The sequence below is a fragment of the Frankia sp. R82 genome, assembly GCF_023716925.1.
Taxonomy (GTDB): domain Bacteria; phylum Actinomycetota; class Actinomycetes; order Frankiales; family Frankiaceae; genus Frankia.
In genome coordinates this window covers 1-21263 of sequence record NZ_JAMQQG010000329.1, presented here as the reverse complement: position 1 = coordinate 21263, position 21263 = coordinate 1, and the positions used below count along the sequence as shown (strand labels likewise).

The window sequence follows — 21263 nt, the reverse complement described above, 5'->3', positions numbered from 1 at the left end:
GGGGGATGCCGACGCGGCCTCGACGGCGCTGCTCGGACGCACCGGCGCCGCACCCGCGGCGCCCACCACGGCGACCGTCCGGGACCGGCGCAGGCGCCCGAACGACCCGGATGCGCGCTCCCCTCGGACGTCCGCGACGCAGGTGGCATCGAGGACGTCCGGTTCACCGAGCAGATCCGGGAAGGCGACGAAGACCGGCAAGACCGGCAAGACCGGCAAGGCGGGGCCGAGCCTCGGCCAGGCCAGCGGGATCATGGCGATCGGCACGATCGCCTCCCGGGCCTCGGGCTTCCTGCGCACGGTCGCGATCGCCACCGCGATCGGCACCGGCGCCGTCGGCGACGCCTACAACGTCGCGAACACCACCCCGAACATCCTGTATGACCTGCTGCTCGGTGGCATCCTGACCAGCGTTGTCGTCCCGGTGATGGTGCGTGCCGCGAAGGAGGATCCGGACGGGGGGGATTCGTTCGCCTCGTCCCTGCTCACCCTGATGATCCTCGGGCTCGGGGTGGCGACCGCGATCGGCATGGTGGCGGCGCCGTGGATCACCGATGCCTACCTGGACGCGAATCCGGCCGAGCAGGCGCTGGCCACCGATCTGCTGCGCTGGTTCCTGCCCCAGATCGTGTTCTACGGCGTCGGGGCGACGATCGGGGCGATTCTCAACGTCCGGCGTTCGTTCGCCGCGCCGATGTTCGCGCCGATCCTGAACAACGTGCTGGTCATCGCGACCTGCGTGGCGTTCATCTATCTGGTGTCAGGCCCGCGTCCACCGGGGGTGAGCGGACCGAAACAGATCACCGACACCCAGATCACAGTGCTGGCCGGCGGCACCACCCTGGGCGTGGTCGCGATGACCCTCGCCCTGCTCCCGGCGCTGCGCAAGGTCGGTTTCCGGTATCGGCCGCGCCTGGACCTGCGGCATCCGGAGCTGCGCTCGGCGGCCCGCCTGGCCGGCTGGACGCTGCTGTTCGTCGTGGTCAGCCAGGCCGGCTATCTCGTGATCGTCAACCTGTCGACGGCGTCGACGGCCTACACGATCTACACCTACGGCTACCAGATCTTCCAGCTCCCCTACGCGATCATCGGTGTCTCGGTGATCACGGCGCTGCTGCCGCGGATGAGCGGGCACGCCGCCCAGGACCGCCGGGATCTCGTCCGCGCCGACATCTCGACCGCGACCCGGGTCGCGGCCACGGCGATCGTTCCGGCGGCGTTGTTCCTGCTGGCGCTGGGCCGTCCGATCGCGGTGGCGGTGTTCCACCACGGCGCGGTGGACTACCACGACGCGATCGCCATCGGTGACACGCTGAGCGCCTTCGCGCTGGCCCTGGTGCCGTTCTCGCTGTTCCAGGTGCAGCTGCGGGCGTTCTACGCCTACCAGGACAGCCGGACGCCGGCACTGGTCAACATGGGCGTGGTCGCGGTGAACGTGCTCGGCGCCCTGGTGCTCACGGTGCTGGTGCCCGAGAAACACCGCGCGCCGGCGCTCGCCCTCGCGTTCGCAGCCGCCTACCTGGTCGGCCTAGCGGCGGCCACGACCCTGCTGCGCAGGCGGCTCGGCGGGGTGGACGGCAACCGCACCGCCCGGGTCATCACACAGGTGGCGATCGCCGCCGGACTCGGGGCGGTGCTCGCGTCCCTGGTGGCCCGCGGCATCCGCGGTGTGCTCGGCACCGGCTGGCTGACGTCCGGCCTCGCTGTGGTCGTCGCCTCGGGACTCGGCGGCGCCCTGTTCCTCGCCGCCGCCGTCCGGATGAACGTCCACGAGGTCAACGCGCTGTTGGCGGCCGTCCGCTCGCGTCTTCGACGGGGTCGGCCCGCCGGTGGGCAGCCACGCCGACAGGCCGGTGCCGGGCCGCGCTGACAACGGTGCTGCCCGGCGCTGGACCGGGCCGATGCCCGGTACCGGCACCATCGGGCCGAACAGGCGTAGCCGGGCGGGTCGACCCTGATCGGCCCCACCCGTCACACCCGGTACACAAGGGCGAGTTGTCCCAAGACATGCGCGAGATCCATGGGCCCTCCTCGTACACTGGACACGCTGTGCGCGGGCCCCGCCCAACGTCGCCGGTGAACCAGGCGCAGCGTCCCGCCGGTAGCGTCGGTGGCGCCGCGAGGTGTGCCGCGCGATGAGGAAGCTGCGGGGTTACGCCCACGGTTGCGGCACGCTGGGCGGAACCCTGCCCGGGTGAGGTAGGGAAGCCCGACACCGGATCGTCCTCGTCGGGCCCGTGGACGACGGAGGCGCTGTGGTCGACGGAAGCAACCGACCGCAGGTCGGGGACGTCGACGACGGCCTGGCCACGAACATCTCCGGGCCGCTGGGAGCCAGCACACCGGGCGGCACCGCGGTACTGGCCGAGACCGTCCTCGACCGTCGCTACCGGCTGATGTCGGCGCTCACCACCCGCGGCCCGGTGACCCTGTGGCGCGGCGATGACAACGTACTCACCCGGCCGGTCGCGGTGCGCATCGTCGAGCACGACCAGCTCACCTCGGACGACCAGGCCCCCGGCGCCGACCACGAGCAGGCGGCCCGGCGGCTGCTCGCCGCCGCCATCAACTCCGGCCGGCTGGTCCACCCGGGTGCCGCGTCCACCTACGACGCCACCACGACGACCACCGGTTCACGCCGCATCTCCTACGTCGTCTCCGAATGGGTGGACGGGCGCACACTGCGTCAGCTCACCGCGCCGGGCCCGCTACGCCCCGAACAGGCCGGCGCGGTGGTGCTCGCCGCCGCCCGGGTGATCGCCGCCGCCCACGAGCGCGGCATCCACCACGGCGACCTCAACCCCGGTGACGTCATCGTCTCGAGCCACGGCACCGTCAAAATCATCGATCTGGAGATCGGCGGCGTCCTCGCCCAGCTCGAGCGGGCCGGGCGGCGAGCTGTCGGCGACGACGACGGCGACGACCATACGGCCGGCCGCGCGGCGGATCCAGAAGCCACCCAGGTGACGGGCAGCCTCGGCCCGGACGCGGGCAGCCCGGACGCGGCCGCCGCCTCGGATCTGCACGCCCTCGGCGGTCTGCTCTACGCCGGCCTGACCGGCCACTGGCCGCTGGGCAACGACCCGAGCCTGCCGGCCGCGCCGCGTTCCGGTGGCCGCCTGCGCACCCCTCGCCAGGTCACCCCCACGGTCCCCCGCGACCTGGACGCCATCACCATGGCCGCCCTCGGGGACGACCGGGCCGGCGAGCCGATCACCACCGCAGCCGAGCTCGTCGAGGAACTGGAATCGATCAATCCGGTCGACGCCGTGCTCGACACCGGTCTGATGAGCCTCGGCGACGGCCCCGCCAGCACCGAGGCGATGGACGTCGACTCCTACGACTCCACCGGCTACCAGTCGGCGCCGAACTACCCGTCCCAGAACCGCTACGGCGACACCACCGACTATCCCGGACCGGGCCGCGGCGGGCGTTACGACGACCGTGGCGGCCATCCGAGCGGGCCCCGCGGCGGGTTCGACACCCGCGGCGGCTACAACGAGGGCGGGTACCCCGCCGGCCGAGGCGGCTACCCGCCGGGCGAGCGTCACCCGTCCGGGCCAGGACGCGGTCGCGGCGGTCATGCCGCCCGGGGCAGCGGCAGCCGGCCGGCCTCGCCGCTGGCCCGGATCCTGCCCTGGATCGCCCTCGTCGTCATCGTGATCGTGATCGCCGTGGTCGCCGTGGTCGCACTGAACGGCAACAACGGCAAAAAGGGTGGTGCTTCCCCGACCACGACGACCTCCGGCCAGGTCAGTTCGACCGACAAGCCGATCAGGCCGGTGAACGTCGACTCGTTCGATCCGAACTCCGCCGATTCGGACAAGACCGAGAAGCCGGGCGAGGTGGCGAACGCCACCGACGGGAACCCGTCGACCGTCTGGCACACCGAGGGGTACTACTCGGCCAGGTTCGGTGGGATCAAACCCGGGGTGGGGCTACGGCTGGACTTCGGCCGCGCGATCACACCTGCCCGCGTGACGGTGCAGATCGGTTCGGAAGGCCCGGTGTCGTTCGAGCTGCGCAGCTCGTCGAGCAAGGACAGTTCGATCGAGGGCTACCGGGTCGTCGTGCCGCAGTCCACCGGCTCCGGCACAGTGAACGTGCCCATGTCCTCCGACCTCGCTCCGGCCCGGTACTGGGTGCTCTGGCTGACCTCTCTTCCGGCCGTCTCCCCACCGCCCGCGGATGGCAAGCCGTACCGGGCCTCCATCGCGGAGATCACCTTCTTCTCCTAACCGGCAGCCAGCCGGCAGCCAGCCGGCAGCCAGCCGTCGACCTGGGCGACGTACCGCCTGCGCGTGCTCTGACGGGTGATGTCCACGCTGATGGCGGGTTGCCCACGCCGCCCGTTCGAGCCATGTTCCCGGTCCAGGCAGGCCCGCCCCCGACGGGCGCGCACAGCGACGACCGGACGGACCGGGGAACCCGGGAGCGTCGTCCACCGTCTGGAAGGAAGGGGCCGCATCGCACGGTGGGGTCCGGGTGCGGCCGAGGAGGTGATCGACGGTGGCGACAGACCCGCAGGACGACCGGTCACCGGCCACGCCGAGCCGTCCACCGTTCTCCCTCGGCCGTCCGCTGGTCCGCCGCGGCCGGGGCGCTGCCCGCCACCCGGACGTGGAGCTGCTCGACGCCCTCGCCGGCGGCGAGCCGGTCACCCGCTCGGCCCGCGAGCACATCGACGCCTGCCCCGCCTGCCGCGAGTCGGTGGCCGCGCTACGCCGGGTCCGCTCCGAGCTGTCCCGGCTCACCTCGCTGACGATGCCCGGTGACGTCGCTGAACGCATCCAGGCCACCCTGGCCATCCGCCTGCACACCACCGCGGCGCGGGCTACGGAGCCCGAGGGGCCCTCGCAGCCCGCCGATCCATCACGCACCGCCACCTCGGCGCCCCACCCGGCAGTCTCCCCCTCGGGGACCCAACATCCGGCAGCCCAACATCCGGCAGCCCACCGCTCGGCGGCCGACCTTCCGGCGGCGTGGGTTCCGCTGCCGGCGCCACTGTCAGACGCACCCGATCCAGCACCTGGCCGGCCTGGCCTGGTCTCGGTGGATCCGGCCGGGCCGGCCGATGCCACAGATCCGGCCGGGCCGGCCGGGCCGGCCGGAAAGCCGAGCGGGCCCGTTGACGTCTCCGGCCACCTGATGCGCGCCGGGACCGGGACCCGCGGGCGGCTCCCATTGGCCCGGCCGACGCCCATCCGGCGCGGACCGAAGCGGTCGCAGCGTCGGCCGCTCGCCGGGCGGAGCCCGGGCCGCGGGGCGGGCCTGTGGAACCCGGCTTCGGGCCGGCGTGACTGGGTCTCCATCGCAGCGGTCTGCATCGCCTTTCTCACCTTCGGCACGGCCCTGTTCGCCCTACACGACCTGCGCGGCGGCAGCGATCCGACGCTGCCTGAGGCCCGGGCAGCGTCGGAGCCCGGCACCGAGACGCGGTCGGCAGTACCCATGACGATGGTGGCCGACAGCCGGATGGCCGTGGTGCCCACCAACATCGTGCGGCACGGCGAGACGCTGCTCGACGGCAGGATCACCGGCTCGGTGGGGCTTGCCATGGGGCTGTCCGGGATGCCCGTGGGCGGCGCGGTGGCCCAGACCGCTCCTTCCGGCACGAGTCAGCAGGCCCTGGGCATCCTGCGATCCCAGCCGGCCGCCAGGGCGCCCGGAGCGGGCACCACCGGAGTGCGGGCGCTGTCCACCACGACGGCCAGCCGGCTGCGCGCGCTGCTGGACACTCCCGATCTGCGTACCTGCTACCAGAGTCTGCTGGCCCAGACGGGCGGGTTCATCCTCGGCATCGATCTGGTCCGTTACAACGGTCAGGCGGCCCTGTTGGTCGTACTGTCCGTGCCCAGCCAGCCTTCGGTAGGCCGCCTCGTCGTCGTCGACGCCGGCTGCGGGATGACCAGTTCGTCGACCGCTCCGCTCTACAGCGTGATCGCCAAACGCGAATAGCGTGGTCACGATCACGGAGCTGGGTAATACGTGCACCACCCGCGGGTGGACGATGGAATCAGATGCCACGCAAGTCCGTTGTCGCTGTCTGACACGGTCTCGCGGACCAGGCCGCCAACCGGATCCCGGCCGACGACCAGAACAGGTCGGACGGAACGGAAGCCGATGGGCTCCCCCGGGCCCTACCGGGATCGCGCAGTGTGAGAGGAGCGGGTGTGACAGCCCAGCAGCAGGTCCAGAATGTCGGCAGCCACGGCGAGGAGGCGTTCGCCGACGACGTCCGCGACGTCATCATCGTCGGGTCGGGGCCGGCAGGCTACACGGCCGCGATCTACACAGCTCGGGCCAACCTGCGACCACTCGTGTTCGAGGGGGCGATCGCAGCGGGCGGCGCACTGATGAACACCACCGAGGTGGAGAACTTCCCCGGTTTCCCGGAGGGCATCCAGGGCCCCGAGCTGATGGAAAGCCTGCGCAAGCAGGCCGAGCGGTTCGGCGCGGAACTCGTGCCCGACGACGTGACCGACCTCGACCTGACCGCCACCCCGAAGATCGTCAAGGTGGAGGACCAGACCTTCCGCGCTCGGACCGTCATCATCGCCACCGGTTCGGCCTACCGCAAGCTGGGCGTGCCGGACGAGGACCGGCTGCTCGGTCGCGGCCTGTCGGCCTGTGCGACCTGTGACGGTTTCTTCTTCCGCGACCATGACATCGCGGTGGTCGGCGGTGGCGACTCGGCCATGGAGGAGGCCACCTTCCTGACCCGATTCGCCCGGTCGGTCACGGTGATCCACCGTCGGGACAAGCTCCGTGCCAGCGCGATCATGCAGGAGCGGGCGTTCGCCAACGACAAGATTCGGTTCCGGTGGAACTCCGAGGTCACCGAGCTGCTCGGCGAGGACAAGCTCACCGGCGTCCGCCTGCGTGACACCGTCACCGGGCAGACCGACGAGCTGGCGCTTACCGGCCTGTTCGTCGCGGTCGGTCACGACCCGCGAACGGAACTGCTGCGCGGCCAGCTCGACCTCGACGACGCCGGCTACGTCCAGGTCGCCCATCCGACCACCCGGACCAACGTGGACGGCGTGTTCGCCTGCGGCGACGTCGTCGACCACACCTACCGGCAGGCGATCACCGCGGCTGGAACCGGCTGCTCGGCCGCCCTGGATGCGGAACGCTTCGTCGCCGCCAGTGAGGGCTCGGCCGAGGTCGCTACGGACGAAGGGGCCAGCGCGGCCCCCCGTGCCCCCGAGTCGCAGCCGGCCTGAGCAGCTGCCCGTCCGCACCTGACCCACCACCACGCTCACCAGATTCGACAGGGAGATCAATCATGGCAGGCAGTACCGTCACCGTTACCGACAGCACTTTTGCGACAGAGGTTCTCAAGAGCGAGCTTCCGGTCCTGGTGGACTTCTGGGCCGAGTGGTGCGGTCCGTGCAAGATGGTCGGCCCGGTTCTCGAGGAGATCGCCAAGGAGTACGGCGACAAGCTGCGCATCGTCAAGCTCAACATCGACGAGAACCCGCAGACCGCGCGGAACTACCAGATCATGTCCATCCCGACCATGGCTGTCTTCGTCAAGGGCGAGGTCGACAAGAGCATCGTCGGCGCGAAGCCGAAGGCCGCACTTCTGCGGGACCTCTCCCAGTACATCTGATCTGCCTGCGCTTCGCTTCTCCTGGACGGCCCGCCGAGCTTCACCGCCGGCGGGCCGTCCGCATTTCGCCGGCGCTGGCGCCGGCGCCGGCCCAGCTCGGCGAGCACACCGGTGCCTTCATGGCTTCCCGGACAGCCCGCCCGCATCGGTCAGGGCCGGAAGTTCCCCTTCCTGATGGGTCGGGACCACCCGGCCATGCCCTAGGCTTGAGATCCAGCAGATCCAGAATTCGTGGGTGAGGGGTCAGTTCGTCGATGCGGTGGTTCCGAGCTTCGGCCTCATCTGGACACATGGTGGGGCGGCCGAGCTGAAGGGTTTATGGACGTGAAACTGCTGCGGCTGGGAGACCAGGGACCCGTTGTCGCCGAGATTCGGACGACCCTGACGCATCTGGGGTTTCTGCCCGCGACGCCCCGGCAGGGCGGCGAGCGGACAGAGACCGACACCGGTCCTGCCACCACAGCCGCCAGCACAACGACCGACGCTCCGCGAACCGGGACCTCCCCCGCCAGCGTCCGCCGCACCGACGCCGCCCTGCCGGCATCGCCGTCCGGGAGCCTGTCCGCCGGCCAGCAGATACCGGCCTTCCCGGTGAGCTCGCAGTCCGACCATTTCGATCACACCCTTGACCGTGCGCTACGCGCCTTCCAGCAGAGCCGGGGCCTGTCCGTCGACGGCATCCTCGGACCGGACACCACCCGTGCGCTGGAGGAAGCTCGACACAACCTCGGCGACCGGCTGCTCTACCACAGCGCCGCGCACCCGTTCGTCGGTGACGACGTCGCGGCACTCCAGGAACGCCTGTCCAACATGGGGTTCGATGTCGGGCGCACCGACGGCATCTTCGGTCCACGCACGGAGAGCGCGGTGCGAGATTTCCAGCGCAACCGAGGCCTTGATGCCGACGGCCGCTGCGGGCCGCACACACTCGACGAGCTGGCGCGGCTACGCCGCACGGTGACCGGCGGCCGGCCGGACGTGCTCCGTGAGTCCGTCCGCCTCCTCGCCCGCGGCTCGTCCCTGCTCGGCGTCGTCATCGCACTGGATCCCGGGCACGGCGGCGACGACACCGGCATCGTCTGCAGCGGGCTGTGTGAACGCGACCTCATGGCGGATCTGGCCGACCGGTTGTCGACCAGACTGATCGACTCCGGACTCGAGTCGGTCCTCATCCACGCTCCAGACGAATCACTGACCGAACAGGAACGGGCCATCCGGGCCAATTCCCTCGAGGCCGACCTCCTGATCTCCCTGCACACCGACGGCAGTGACTCGCCGCAGGCCCAGGGCATCTCGGCCTACTACTACGGCACGACGCGCGGGTCGTCGGCAGTCGGCGAACGCTTCGCGCAGCTGGTTCAGCGGGAGATCGTTTCACGCACCAACATGTTGGACTGCCGGACCCATCCGAAAGCCTGGGACCTGCTCCGCCGGACCCGCATGCCGGCCGTCCGCCTGGACCTCGGCTATCTCACCAACGAGCACGATGCACAGGCCCTCGGTAGCACGCAGTTCCGCGCCGCAGTGGCCGAATCCGTTCTTGCCGCAACCCAGCGCCTGTTCCTCCCCCCCGAACTGGACGCACCCACCGGCCAGCTTCACGTCCCCCGCGTGGCCGGTCGAGCCTGACCCGCAGCCTCGCCGCCAGGCCACTCCTCTGGTAGCCCCACACCGCACACCTCGCCGAACGACCGGGCGCCGAGTGAACGCGCGTCAGGCATCTCGCCAGCAACCCGCACCGGCATCCGGCCGAACCCGCACAGATCAAGGTGGATCCATGCAGATCCAGGTGGACTAGCGGTGAGCGCGGCGAGAATGGAGCGGCTACCCCGAGGACCGAACCATGGCAGGGAAGAACGGTTTCACGTGAAACACCCTGCCAGGTGTTCCGAGGGTCGCCCCCGAGAGAGAGGGGTTTCACGTGAAACACCTCCCAGGGTCGTCCCGAGACGGCAGCCGGCCAGCCTAGGCTGAGTCCCATACGCTGCCGCCCACTGGACGACCAGGGCGACAGTCCGGGGGCCGACCGCTGGAGAGCCTTTTTCGATGAGCCGTCGCATCGCGAACATCACCTTGGACAACGTCGACGACCTGCCACTGCCGTGCCGCCGATGCGTGTTCTGGGAACTCGACCCGGTCGCCCGGAGCCGCGCGGAGGAGGCGGGCACCTCTGACATCGAGAAGGAGGCCTGGCTCTCCTCTGCACTCCTCGAATGGGGCAGTGTCGGAAAGATCGCTTATATCGACGAGATGCCAGTGGGGTTCGTCATGTTTGCGCCGCCGGCCTACGTGCCCAGATCCGCGGCCTTCCCCACAAGCCCGGTCTCACCCGACGCGGTGCTACTCATGACCGCGCTCATCATCGAGGAGTTCCAGGGCCAGGGTCTCGGTCGGATCCTCACCCAGGCGGTCGCCAAGGACATCCAGCGTCGGGGCTTCAAGGCCGTAGAAGCCTTTGGAGATATGCAGAACTCCGGGGCACGGTGCGTGGTCCCGGCCGACTACCTGCTGTCCGTCGGATTCAAGACGGTGCGACCGCATCACCGCTGGCCACGCTTGCGCCTCGAGGTGAAGAACGCCGTCAGCTGGCGGGAGGACGTGGAAGTCGCCCTGGAGCGCCTGCTCGGATCGATGACTCCCGAGGGCGTGCTCCGCAAGGTGGGCCAGGCCGGCAATCCCGCCTGACCTCGTCGCGACGCCGGCCGCAAGCTTCTCGAGGGAGACTGCGGCCGGCTTGGCGTGCGGACCAGCCTGGTACTACGGGCCGGCCTGGTACTACGACAGCTCGGCGCCTTGGGCGGAAAGGCCATCAGTCCCAGGGGACATCACCGCCATGATCCGCTCAAGATCCTCGATCGAGCCGAACTCGACGGTGATCTTTCCCTTCGAACGCCCCATATCAACCTTCACCCGGGTCTCGAACCGATCGGAGAGCTGATCGGCGAGCCGGGCGAGCACCGGCGAGGTTGCCTGCGGCCCTCGCGGCGCCCGCTTGCGTGGCGTGTCCTCGCCGAGCGCGACAATTTCCTCAACCGATCGGACCGACAGGCCTTCTTCGACGATGCGGCTAGCCAGCCGGTCCTGGGCCTCGGAATCCCGCAGCGACAGCAGCGCACGCGCATGCCCTGCCGATAGCACGCCCGCAGCCACCCGTCGCTGCACCGCGGGGGACAGGCCAAGCAGCCGAATGGTGTTCGTGACATGTGACCGGGACCGACCCATCCGGGTCGCGAGCTCCTCATGGGTAGCCCCGAAGTCCTGCAGCAGCTGCTCGTAGGCGGCCGCTTCTTCCAGGGGATTGAGCTGCTGACGGTGCAGGTTCTCCAGTAGGGCGTCCCGGAGCATCGCATCGTCGGTGGTGTCACGCACGATTGCCGGGATCGCGGTGAGCTCAGCGAGCTGAGATGCCCGTAGCCGCCGCTCGCCCATGACAAGTTCGAAGCGATCTCCGGACGTCGGCCGCACCACGATCGGCTGTAGCAGACCTACTTCCCGAAGACTGGCGGCCAGCTCCTCCAGGGCCTGCTCGTCGAAGTTCGTCCGGGGCTGGCGCGGGTTCGGGTCAATGGAGTCGACCGGCAGCTCGCGGAACGTGGCGCCATGCACCGGCAGAGGGCCCGTACCGCCGTCGGACGGCCGACTCGAATCATTGTGATCGCCGTAGTCGCCGGGGGAGTAATCGCCGTACTCTTCGACGCCGGACCGGCCACCGTCCCGTCCCGCCTCCTGCGGCGGCGGCGCAACCGGAATCAGTGCCCCCAGGCCGCGACCCAGGCCGCTACGCCGGGCGCTCACCTCGGCACCTCGGCCTGCTGCACTCCTCGCTCGGCCAGCTCCCGAGCCGCAGCCAGATAGGACAGCGAGCCGCGCGACGTCGGATCGTAGGTCAGGGCGGACTGGCCGTAGCTCGGGGCTTCGGCAAGCCGGACGTTTCGGGGGATGGTGGTCCCCAGCACACGGTCACCGAAATGTTCCTTGACCTCCTGGACGACCTGATCTGCCAACCTGGTACGCGAGTCGTACATGGTGAGCAGGATCGTCGACAGGCGCAGATCCTGGTTGAGGTGCGCCTGAACGAGTTCCACGTTGCGTAGCAACATGCCCAGCCCCTCCAGCGCGTAGTACTCGCACTGAATCGGGATGAGTAGCTCCCGGGCGGCGACCAGCGCGTTGACGGTCAGAAGTCCCAGGGACGGCGGGCAGTCGATGAAGACGTAGTCGACCTCTCGCTGCAGTCCCGCGATGGCCCGCCGCAGCCGGTTCTCCCGGGCCACCAGCGATACCAGTTCGATCTCCGCGCCGGCGAGATCGATCGTCGCTGGGGCGCAGTACAGCTCCGGGGCCTCGGCCGAGGCGATGAGGACCTCATCGAGCGGGCGGTCACCCAGCAGCACCTCGTAGATCGAGGGCACCCCGGAATGGTGGTCGATGCCGAGCGCTGTCGACGCATTGCCCTGCGGGTCAAGGTCGATCACCAGGACCCGCACCCCGTGCGAGGCCAGGGCCGCGGCAAGGTTGACCGTGCTCGTCGTCTTTCCCACGCCCCCCTTCTGGTTGGCGACCGAGATGATGCGCCGCCGGGTAGGCCGAGGGAATGGTTGTCGTCGTTCTGCCGCCAAGGCTTCCACTGCTGCTGCCGCCGCCGCTCCGATCGGGGTCGACCGGTCCAGTGGATCCAGCGAGGAGAGCGCGGACCCGTGGCTCCGAGCACTCCCGCCCCTCGATCCGTCCCGACCGATCAACGCTGTTTCACGTGGAACGAGACTGCCCACGTGTCGGCCGGTCACCGCCGGCCTCCCGTGGTCGCCATGAGTCCCGCGCCGTTCGTCTGACCTGTCTGCCATCGTGTCGCTCACCGTCGCCGCGCCCTTTCTTGCTCTCGGCCCGGGTAAGCTCGGCCGCTCGCACGGCACGAAGGACTCGGCTGGGTTCGTCCACCCGGCCCTCCCCGCACACCACGACATCCACCGGATGCCAACCCTGGGTTCCGAGACTGCCGCGCGCGTCCTGCAACTCTGCCAGGATCCTCGAACCGCGCATCGCCAGCATGACACCATCCGGTTGGAGCATCGGTAGGAGGATTGCACCCAAGCGCTCCAGGGGAGCGACCGCACGTGCGACGACCACCCCGAATCTACGACCGTCCGGGCCGATTCCGGCATCCGGCGCGCGGCCCCGGCGTACCGAAACCTGACTTTCCAGACCGAGTGTGGCGATCACCTCCTGCAGGAAGCGGCAGCGTCGTTCCATCGGTTCGAGTAGCTCGACCCGCAGGTCGGGGCGGGCGAGCGCGAGCGGGATACCGGGCAGCCCCGCCCCACTGCCCACGTCAACGACGTCGGCACCATCCGGGACAACCTCTGCGAGCACGGCGCAGTTGAGTACATGACGCTCCCAGAGCCGATCGGTTTCCCGAGGCCCGATCAGCCCACGTTCGACGCCCGCGGTCGCGAGTAGCTCGGTGTACCGCACCGCCTGCGAGAGCTGGGTACCGAAGATGTCGGCCGCGACCGGCGGCACGGGGAGCTGCGGGATGTCCGAAGGCACCGGCTGGGGGCCGGGGGGGTCGGATGTCTGGTCCGCGTCGCTCATCGCACACCTGACCGGGTGCGCCTGACCAGGCCGACGGCCTGGGGACATGCCCCACAGCTGGAACGCGTGCCCCAGCCGGTGGGAGTCGACGGAAGGCGGAACGGACGGTGGTCCGTGGCCGCGACCACGGACGGTACCGAAGACGAAGTCGATGAACCATGCACCCGACCAGCATCCCCGACCCGTTTCGGCCTTCGACGACCGCCGTAGATGAGGATCCATCCGGTTGCCCAGGGCAGCCACAGCCGCAAGGCCGAGGTACGTAACCGTGTGCTCAACCCGGCTCGGGAGAAACGTCCGGCACGGCCGAAGCAGATCAGATCTGGGTGGCAGGGGTGAACCCGAGCGAGCGGACCGGATCAGCGGGCAGCGGCTACCGCGCGGCCGGGCTCGCTGGCGATGGCGCCGGTGACGGCGGTGGTGGCGGCGCCCGGAGAGCAGTGGTTGTAGGTGGTCAGGGTGCCGGTCAGGCGGAAGGTCCAGGTCCGGGCCGGGCACCAGCCGGAGCGGGTGAGAGCGGTCAGTTGTCCGGTCAGGTCGCGGAGCTCGATGTCGAAAACGAACACGAGCAGGTGCCGCGGCGGAGTAGGCCGGCTGGTGATCTGGGCGGCCAGCGGAGCTGTTGATCCGCCGAAGAAAATCGTGTCGGCCCGGGCGATCCGCGGCGGCCGGCCGACCTGTCCGGTTCTGGACGATCCCTGGGCCACGACCGCGGCTGCGGCGTCGGTGGCCCCGGCGGACCCGGCGGACCCGGCGGCCCCGGCGACCGGGCCGGTGCCGCGCGCCGGGTCACCGCCCCGGGCGGGCGGCAGATGTGATGGGTCGCGCGGGCCGTCGGCACTGGCCTCCATCGCGTACAGCCAGCCGGGACGAGCGAGGCGCCCCCCGACGGCGACCAGGTCGCCGGGGCCGGCGATCCGGCGGGTGGTGATCGCCGCGTCCACCATGAGGTCCAGACCGCGCATCCGATCACGGTGGTCCCACACCAGCCGGCTGCCAGCCAGGGAGTTCGCCGCGAGCAGCGTGCCGGAGCCGACAAGCGCGAGCAGGGCGACGACGACCAAGGCGAGACCCGCCGGGCCGGTTCCAGCCGTCAAACGGGGTGAAAATACAGATAGTGACCGTATAAATACGAGTGAGCGTGGGGGTAGGGCAGGGTCCGAGGTGGACAGGCCTTCAGCGTCGACCTGAGGGGCCTTGCCGGGGCTTTGACGCCTCAGTGCCAGTGAGAGCCATTGCGTCGCCCGCTCAACGCCCACCAGAACCACAACGATCACCATCGGGACGACGAAGAGGTTCGTCCGGGTGGGTCCGAAAGGCCAGTAGCGCCCAGCGCTCGCGGCCAACATCATCAGCTCCGCACCGCCGAGCGCCGCGAGCAGCAGCCGTCCGTCCGGGCGTCGAGCCAGGATCCGTGCGCCAAGCCCGCCGGCGCCGGCAACGACGAGTGCGAGCAGCACTGCCGCCGCCGGGCCGAACGGTCCCGTCGGCAGGCTGCCGTGGACGAGGCTCGGATCGAAGCGGTCGATACCCGGCGGGGAGCCGGTCAGGGTGAGGCGGACCTGGTCAACGACGAACCGCAGCGCCGCGAGCGGTCCACGGCCAGCGATGAACTGGCGATCCCAGTAGCTGCCGTTGCGCTGGCTGGACTGGTGAGCGACGAAGATGACGGTGTGCAGACCGGCGAGCACCAGCGCGGGGGAACATTCGAGTAGCCGCCACCGCCGAGCTGGGCCCCGCCGCAGGTCGACGGCCGCCAGCGCCACGATCAGGAAGATGCCGGGGACGGCGAACAGGGCGAGCACACCCGCCCCGGCCCGCCGCGCGAGCCTTCCCCGCTCGAGCCGCCGCGGCGACAGGTTCCCAGCACCCACAGCGGTCGCAGACGAGTCCACCATCCACAGGGCGAGGATCGCGGTGGCCGCCAGAGTCTCCACCGCGTACGGCTTGAGCTGGGTTGCCAGGTCCAGAAAGGTCGAGTTCAGACAGACCCAGCCGGCCGCCAGCACGGCTGCGGCGATCCCGGTGAACCGACGGGCGACAATCACCATGGCGGCGCCGAGCAGCGGCACGGCGGCGAAGCCGGGCAGCCGCAGCGCCCAGCTGTGCCAGCCGAACGCCTCACCGCACAGGCGGGTGAGGCCGAACCAGCCCAGCGCCGACGGGGTGTTCGCCACCGCGAGTTCGGCCCACAGTGACCGGGCCGGCTCGCTGACCACGTGGGCACGCCAGATTTCGTCGTACCAGAAGGGCCTGCTCAGGTAGGCCTGCAGCAGACCCAGCACACCGGCGACAACCGCGGCGACGACGGCGGCGGTGAGCACCGTCGCCCGCCGCCTGGGAGGGTGCCGCACCGTGGCGTCAGTCAAGCAGGATGACGACCCGCCGGCTCGGTTCCTCACCCTCGGATTCGCTGTGCACCCCGTCGATCTCGGCGATGACGTCGTGAACGACCTTGCGCTCGAAGGGCGTCATCGGCGCGAGTGTCTCCGGTTTGCCCTGCTCGAGGGCCTGCGCCGCGACCTTGATGGCGATCTGGCGCAGTTCGATCCGACGCCGCGCCCGGTGGCCGCCGACGTCGAGCATCAACCGGCTCCGGCTGCCGGTGCGCTGCAGGACCGCGAGGCGGGTGAGCTCCTGCAGCGCCTCGAGCGTCTCCCCACCGTTGCCGATCAGCTTGTCAAGTCCGTCGCCGACCACGGCCACGACCGCCCGGCCACTCTCGACGTCCAGGTCGAGGTCACCGTCCATGTCGACGATGTCCAGCAGGCCCTCGATGTAGTCCGCGGCGATCTCACCTTCCTGTTCGAGATCGGCGAGACGTCGCTTCTGCGGGGAGACGTCCGCCTCGGAGGCGGAGTGCTCGTCGGTGACCTCGGCTCCATCCACAGCCAGGTCGGGTGCCGAACCGGTCATCAGTGCTTCTCCAGGGGAACGGGGGGCGGCGGAGCCGAGATTACGGGATGCCCCTGCCCGGTGACATCATCGGGGTGGCCGGCGGGGATCTCCCCGGTGCCCGGCCCACCTGTCCCGGTCACGGGTCAACCGTGCGGCCGGACGCGGCGACGGTCAACGGCGCCCGCCGGGCCGTTTGCCCTTGCCACGTTGTTTCTTGGCCGGACGGGATCCACCGACCTGCCGACGCACCCCCGGACCCGCAGCCGAACCCGGCTGGCCCGCGGTCGGCGCGGCGCTGTCCGGCGCAGCACCCGTGGCCACGGAAGCGGCCGCCCCGGCGCTCGTCTCCGTGGACTTCGGCGCCGATCTGGCCGCACCGGTAGCCGCCCCGGTGGACTTCACCGACGAACGGGCCGCGCCGCTGCGCGAGCGAGTACCGGGCGGCGCCGTGGACGATCCCGAGGCGGTCTTCGCCGTAGCGGCCGAGGTGGCCTCGCCGGCTGCCTTGGTCAGGCTCGGCCCCTCGGAACCGGAACCGGTTGTCGCGGGCCTGGGCCGGTTCTTCGCCTTGGCACCGGCCCGCACGCCGGGTGCCGGCCGGGCCGGGCCGGGCGTCGTCCCCTCGCCGGAGGCACGCGCGCCGGCGGGACGACCACTCGCGGACAACGGCTTGATCGGCGGCATCTTCTTGATGACGAAGAACTGCTGCCCCATGCTCCACAGGTTGGTGGTCAACCAGTACAGCAGCACCGCGACCGGGAACCGGAAACCGAACACGGCCAGCATGATCGGCGAGCCGTAGAGCAGCACCTTCTGCACCAGCGCCTGCTGCGGATCCACCGGACCGTTGCGGGCCATGATCTGCCGCTGGGTCATATAGGTCGTGAACCCCATCAACACGATCAGGATGACCGCGAGGATCCTGACGTGGGTGGTGTTGATGTCGAGCAGCTCCACCAACTTGGCGTCCGAGTTGAAGGAGCTCGCCAGGGAGATCCCGCCCACCCTGGCGGAGGCGATCTGCTGCACCTGGTGCGCGGACAGGCCGACCCGTGGCCGCCACTGACCGTTGACCGGCGCCAGGTGGGTGAAGACATGGAACAGTGAGATGAACAGCGGGATCTGCAGCAGGATCGGCAGACAGCCGAGCAGCGGATTGCCGTGCTCGCGCTGCAGGGCCATGATCTCCTGCTGCATGCGCTGCTTGTCGTTGCCGTACTTCTCCCGGATCTCCTTGATCCGAGGCTGCATCATCTGCATCGTGCGTTGCGACTTCACCTGCTTGACGAACAGCGGGAAGATCAGTAGTCGCACGCAGACGACGAGCAGGATGACCGAGAAGGCCCAGGCGAAGAAGTTGTTCTCGCCGAGGATCGGGCCGAAGCCCTTGTGGAAGAAGACGATCGCGTTGGCGGCAAGATGATAAAGGGGGTCCAGCAACGTTCCTACTCCTCACGCCCACGGTCCGCGACCGGAACTGACGACCTCGGCCCGCGTCCCCACATCCGGCGGGCGTCCACACCCGCGGGACGGCACGCCCCGGTATCGAGCGCGCGCACGGGTGCCACCCTCCTGGGCTCGCGAACGACCCGCGACCCGCCGATGGTTCCCACCGGCCGGCTCCCGTGCACCCCGGGATCGCGGTCAGACAGCTCAACGCCGCTGGGAGCCTCGACGTTGCCAGGAACCGGGTCGTAACCACCGGCCGACAACGGCTGGCACCGCAACAGACGGGCGAGTGCAAGCAGACCACCACGCACTGCGCCGTGGCGATGCACGGCCTCGAGCGCATAGGCGCTGCAGGACGGTTCGAACCGGCACATGCCGGCATTGCGCCCCGACCACGCCGCCCGGTACAGCCGGACGAGCGAGGCGAGCGCCCACGCACATGGCCCCCGCACCGCGCCGGTGGACGTCCGGGCCAGCACCGGCCACCGGCGCCCGACCGGCCCGCCGGCCAGCAGCAGATCGACGACGACCACCACCGCCAGCAGCACCATCACGGCGGCGGACCGCCCGGTCACCGGGCACCTGCGCCGGTGGACACCCTCGGGCCGGCCGTGGTGCGTGCGGCTCGGGCCAGCGCGTCGTCCAGGGACCGACCGAGCCGGTCGGAGCTGGCCGCGGCGGCATCAGGCAGCGCACGCACGACGATCATCGTGCCGGGCGGCAGGGACCGCAGCCGGGTACGCATCTGCTCGCGCAGCCGACGACGGACCTGATTACGCACAACCGCTTTGCCTACCCGACGACCCACGACAAATCCAGCCCGCGCCGGTTCACCACTGGTTGTCCACACACTGTGGACAACCAGTGGACCGGAACGCGTCCGCCGACCCGCAGAGCCGACCAGGGCGTGATCGGCCCTGGACCGGACACGGGAACCGACGGGAAGCATGATCAGCCGCGGTATGACAGGAACCCCGCGTCAGGCGGAGAGTTCGCTGCGGCCCTTGCGTCGGCGGGAGGAGAGGATGGCGCGACCGGCACGGGTCCGCATCCGCAGCCGGAACCCGTGCGTGCGGGCCCGCCGACGGTTGTTCGGCTGGAAGGTGCGCTTGCTCACGTGAGAACTCCGTCTGCAGGGTGGACGCGGGCGGTGATCTTCGCGATCGCGGGGCGGACCACACCACACGGCCCCCACTCCACACGGCCCGCGTTGGCACATCCCACGACAAACGAAGCGGTCTAACACCGCGGTTCGACCTAGCGTACACATGCCGGCGCCCACGCCCGCCGGTCGGCCGCCCCGATCGGCGCATCCGCAGCCCGGCCGCCCCGGCCGCGGACCGGCGAAACCCGCGCGCGTCCGTCGTCATCCCGACGGCCCCGACACGGCGGGTGAGTCGGCACCTTACGATTCTGGGGGCGACCGACGACCCTGGGGACGACGGGACGCGCGTGCCAGCCGACACCAGGCCGTACCCGGCTTGCTGCGAACAGGTCGTCCCGCCCGCGGGCAGGCACCCTGACGTGTGGAAACGCCTCCGGAGAAGGCGATCGTCGGTAGCGCACAGCGGTCACGCGACCGCCCCGCGGCGCCGGTACCCGTCCCAGGAACCGGCAGCCAGGCGCCACGCCGGGTGCCCCGTCGCGGCCATGCACAGGTTGTGGACGACGATGTGGAGAACCATCGGGACGAAGCTGCCCGGTCGCCACCGGACCGGGACCACAACCGCTCGCCCGACCTACCCGCCCACCCGTGGAACCGTACCGCTCGCAACCGTACCGAACTGCCCGAGGAGCCCCCGTGTCCAACTCCCGCGCCGACTCCGTCGCCGGCCTGCCGTTCGGGGACGAGCCGGCAGGTGACCCGGACCTGGCCGCGGTCTGGCGCCAGGCGGTCTCCGGAGTCGCGGACGGCACATTGTCCGCCCAGCAGCGGGCCTGGCTGCGTCTCACCCGTCCGCTCGGCCTTGTGCAGGACACGGCCCTGCTGGCCGCTCCGAACGAGTTCACCAAGGAGCTGCTCGACTCGCGGTTGCGTCCGTTCCTGGCCACCGCCCTGTCCACCGCCTACGGCCGCGACATCAGGGTCGCGGTGACCGTGGAGCACCTGCCCGACCCGGAGCCGATGAGCGGCCCGATCCGGATCGTCCGCCCCGGCGGGAGTGCCTCCCCCGATCCGTCCGTACGCGTGCCCGGGCTGGGATCGAACGACCCGTTCCGGGTCCCCCCAGGCCACAGCGGTACCGCCAGCGGGACACGGCCGACGGTACCGGTCAACGGCGAGCTGCCCTTCCCCGACTCGGCCAGCCCCGACTCCCTGCCCTCGGACGCCCCGGTGTCGGGCTCGCTGTCCGCGGACCCGCGGGCCTCGGGCGCGCAGGGTACGGACCCGCTGTCACCGCAGGCGAGGGCTGCCGACGCGCACAGCATCGACTCTCGGAATATCGACTCTCGGGGCCTCGACTCTCGGGGCCTCGACGCACCGGCCGAGAGCATGGCGGCGATCCGGGTGGGGGCCGGCCTCGGGCGAGAGGCACCGTCGCCGGTCACCGAGACCGAGCCGGTCCAGGCCAGGCTCAATCCGCGGTACATCTTCGAGACGTTCGTCATCGGCGACAGCAACCGTTTCCCGCACGCGGCGGCGGTCGCGGTTGCGGAGGCACCGGCCAAGGCCTACAACCCGCTGTTCATCTACGGGGACTCCGGGCTGGGCAAGACGCACCTGCTGCACGCGATCGGCCACTACGCGCTGAAGCTGTACCCGAACACACGGGTGAAGTACGTGAGCTCCGAGGAGTTCACCAACGACTTCATCAACTCGATCCGCGATGACCGTCAGCAGGCCTTCCAGCGTCGCTACCGGGACGTCGACGTCCTGCTCGTCGACGACATCCAGTTCCTGGAGAACAAGGAGCGGACGCAGGAGGAGTTCTTCCACACCTTCAACGTCCTGCACGACGGCGAGAAGCAGATCGTCATCAGCTCCGACCGCTCTCCCAAGCAGCTCTCCGCGCTCGAGGACCGGCTGCGCAGCCGGTTCGAGTGGGGCCTGATGACCGACATCACCCCGCCCGACCTCGAGACCCGCATCGCGATCCTGTCCAAGAAGGCCGCGACCGAGCGCCTTCCAGTGCCGCCGGACGTCCTCGAGTACATCGCCACGCACATCGAGCGCAACATCCGCGAGCTCGAGGGCGCCCTGATCCGGGTCGCCGCGTTCGCGAGCCTGAACAAGTCCCAGGTGGACCGCACTCTCGCCGAGATCGTCCTGCGCGACCTGATCCCCGACGCCGGGAACCCCGACATCACCGCCCTCGAGATCATGAACGCGACCGCGGCCTACTTCGGCGTCTCCATGGACGACCTGTGTGGAACCTCTCGCAGCCGCGTGCTGGTCACCGCCCGGCAGATCGCGATGTACCTGTGCCGCGAACTCACCGATCTCTCCCTTCCCAAGATCGGCCAGCATTTCGGCGGCCGTGACCACACCACGGTGATGCACGCCGACCGTAAGATCCGCGGTCTCATGGCCGAGCGACGGGCCATCTACAACCAGGTCACCGAGCTGACCAACCGCATCCGCCTGCAGGCCCGCCAGCCCTGACCCGGGGGGGGGGGGGCCCCCCCCCCCCCCCCGGGGGTGGATCAGCGTGGGAAAGCTGATCACAGTGGCGAGGGAGGCGGGTGCCGGTGAAGCGTCGGCGTGTGC

The 21263-nt window shown here is 70.3% G+C and carries 17 protein-coding genes; 8 read left to right on the top strand and 9 right to left on the bottom strand.

Annotated features, from left to right (window positions below; genetic code table 11):
* The 7 genes from murJ to ND747_RS27260 form a co-directional block, all read left to right on the top strand.
* Nucleotides 1–1870: murein biosynthesis integral membrane protein MurJ (gene murJ / locus ND747_RS27290; protein ID WP_308204712.1), on the top strand; the 1870-nt coding region annotated here is incomplete at its 5' end.
* Nucleotides 1871–2255: 385 nt separating this feature from the next.
* Nucleotides 2256–4238 (top strand): protein kinase family protein, encoded by a 1983-nt coding sequence (locus ND747_RS27285; RefSeq protein ID WP_251737137.1) that lies wholly within the window; start codon nucleotides 2256–2258, stop codon nucleotides 4236–4238.
* Between the two features lie 271 nt (nucleotides 4239–4509).
* Nucleotides 4510–5958, top strand: coding sequence for a hypothetical protein (locus tag ND747_RS27280; RefSeq protein ID WP_251737136.1), 1449 nt, complete (start codon nucleotides 4510–4512; stop codon nucleotides 5956–5958).
* A gap of 215 nt (nucleotides 5959–6173) precedes the next feature.
* A complete protein-coding gene (gene trxB / locus ND747_RS27275) occupies nucleotides 6174–7226 on the top strand; it encodes a thioredoxin-disulfide reductase (protein WP_251737135.1) in 1053 nt (350 codons plus the stop codon).
* A gap of 62 nt (nucleotides 7227–7288) precedes the next feature.
* Nucleotides 7289–7615, top strand: coding sequence for a thioredoxin (gene trxA, locus ND747_RS27270; protein ID WP_251737134.1), 327 nt, complete (start codon nucleotides 7289–7291; stop codon nucleotides 7613–7615).
* A gap of 324 nt (nucleotides 7616–7939) precedes the next feature.
* Nucleotides 7940–9244: an N-acetylmuramoyl-L-alanine amidase gene (locus ND747_RS27265; RefSeq protein WP_251737133.1), complete on the top strand. Its 1305-nt coding sequence runs from the start codon at nucleotides 7940–7942 to the stop codon at nucleotides 9242–9244.
* Between the two features lie 417 nt (nucleotides 9245–9661).
* A complete protein-coding gene (locus tag ND747_RS27260; protein ID WP_251737132.1) occupies nucleotides 9662–10300 on the top strand; it encodes a GNAT family N-acetyltransferase in 639 nt (212 codons plus the stop codon).
* A gap of 90 nt (nucleotides 10301–10390) precedes the next feature.
* Here ND747_RS27260 and ND747_RS27255 read toward each other — a convergent pair whose 3' ends face one another.
* The 9 genes from ND747_RS27255 to rpmH all read right to left on the bottom strand — a co-directional run bounded on the left by ND747_RS27255 (nucleotide 10391) and on the right by rpmH (nucleotide 18671).
* On the bottom strand, nucleotides 10391–11410 hold the full coding sequence (locus ND747_RS27255) for a ParB/RepB/Spo0J family partition protein (protein ID WP_251737131.1): 1020 nt from the start codon (nucleotides 11408–11410) through the stop codon (nucleotides 10391–10393).
* A complete protein-coding gene (locus ND747_RS27250) occupies nucleotides 11407–12402 on the bottom strand; it encodes a ParA family protein (protein ID WP_374216333.1) in 996 nt (331 codons plus the stop codon). Before ND747_RS27250 ends, ND747_RS27255 begins: the two co-directional genes overlap by 4 nt.
* Nucleotides 12365–13207: a 16S rRNA (guanine(527)-N(7))-methyltransferase RsmG gene (rsmG, locus tag ND747_RS27245; protein ID WP_251737129.1), complete on the bottom strand. Its 843-nt coding sequence runs from the start codon at nucleotides 13205–13207 to the stop codon at nucleotides 12365–12367. The genes ND747_RS27250 and rsmG overlap by 38 nt, the downstream gene beginning before the upstream one ends.
* A 359-nt stretch (nucleotides 13208–13566) precedes the next feature.
* Nucleotides 13567–15561 carry a hypothetical protein gene (locus ND747_RS27240; protein WP_251737128.1) on the bottom strand — a complete coding sequence of 665 codons (1995 nt, stop codon included), beginning with the start codon at nucleotides 15559–15561 and terminating at the stop codon, nucleotides 13567–13569.
* Nucleotides 15562–15568: 7 nt separating this feature from the next.
* Nucleotides 15569–16123 carry a R3H domain-containing nucleic acid-binding protein gene (locus tag ND747_RS27235; RefSeq protein WP_251737127.1) on the bottom strand — a complete coding sequence of 185 codons (555 nt, stop codon included), beginning with the start codon at nucleotides 16121–16123 and terminating at the stop codon, nucleotides 15569–15571.
* A 153-nt stretch (nucleotides 16124–16276) separates the two neighbouring features.
* A complete protein-coding gene (yidC, locus tag ND747_RS27230; protein ID WP_251737126.1) occupies nucleotides 16277–17545 on the bottom strand; it encodes a membrane protein insertase YidC in 1269 nt (422 codons plus the stop codon).
* Between the two features lie 5 nt (nucleotides 17546–17550).
* Nucleotides 17551–18129: a membrane protein insertion efficiency factor YidD gene (yidD, locus tag ND747_RS27225; protein ID WP_251737125.1), complete on the bottom strand. Its 579-nt coding sequence runs from the start codon at nucleotides 18127–18129 to the stop codon at nucleotides 17551–17553.
* Complete coding sequence (rnpA, locus tag ND747_RS27220; RefSeq protein WP_251737124.1) at nucleotides 18126–18503, bottom strand: ribonuclease P protein component; 378 nt, start codon at nucleotides 18501–18503, stop codon at nucleotides 18126–18128. Before rnpA ends, yidD begins: the two co-directional genes overlap by 4 nt.
* A 30-nt stretch (nucleotides 18504–18533) precedes the next feature.
* On the bottom strand, nucleotides 18534–18671 hold the full coding sequence (gene rpmH / locus ND747_RS27215; protein WP_251737123.1) for a 50S ribosomal protein L34: 138 nt from the start codon (nucleotides 18669–18671) through the stop codon (nucleotides 18534–18536).
* A 684-nt stretch (nucleotides 18672–19355) separates the two neighbouring features.
* Here rpmH and dnaA point away from each other — a divergent pair.
* Nucleotides 19356–21158: a chromosomal replication initiator protein DnaA gene (gene dnaA, locus ND747_RS27210; RefSeq protein WP_308204711.1), complete on the top strand. Its 1803-nt coding sequence runs from the start codon at nucleotides 19356–19358 to the stop codon at nucleotides 21156–21158.
* The last annotated feature ends 105 nt before the right edge of the window (nucleotides 21159–21263 follow it).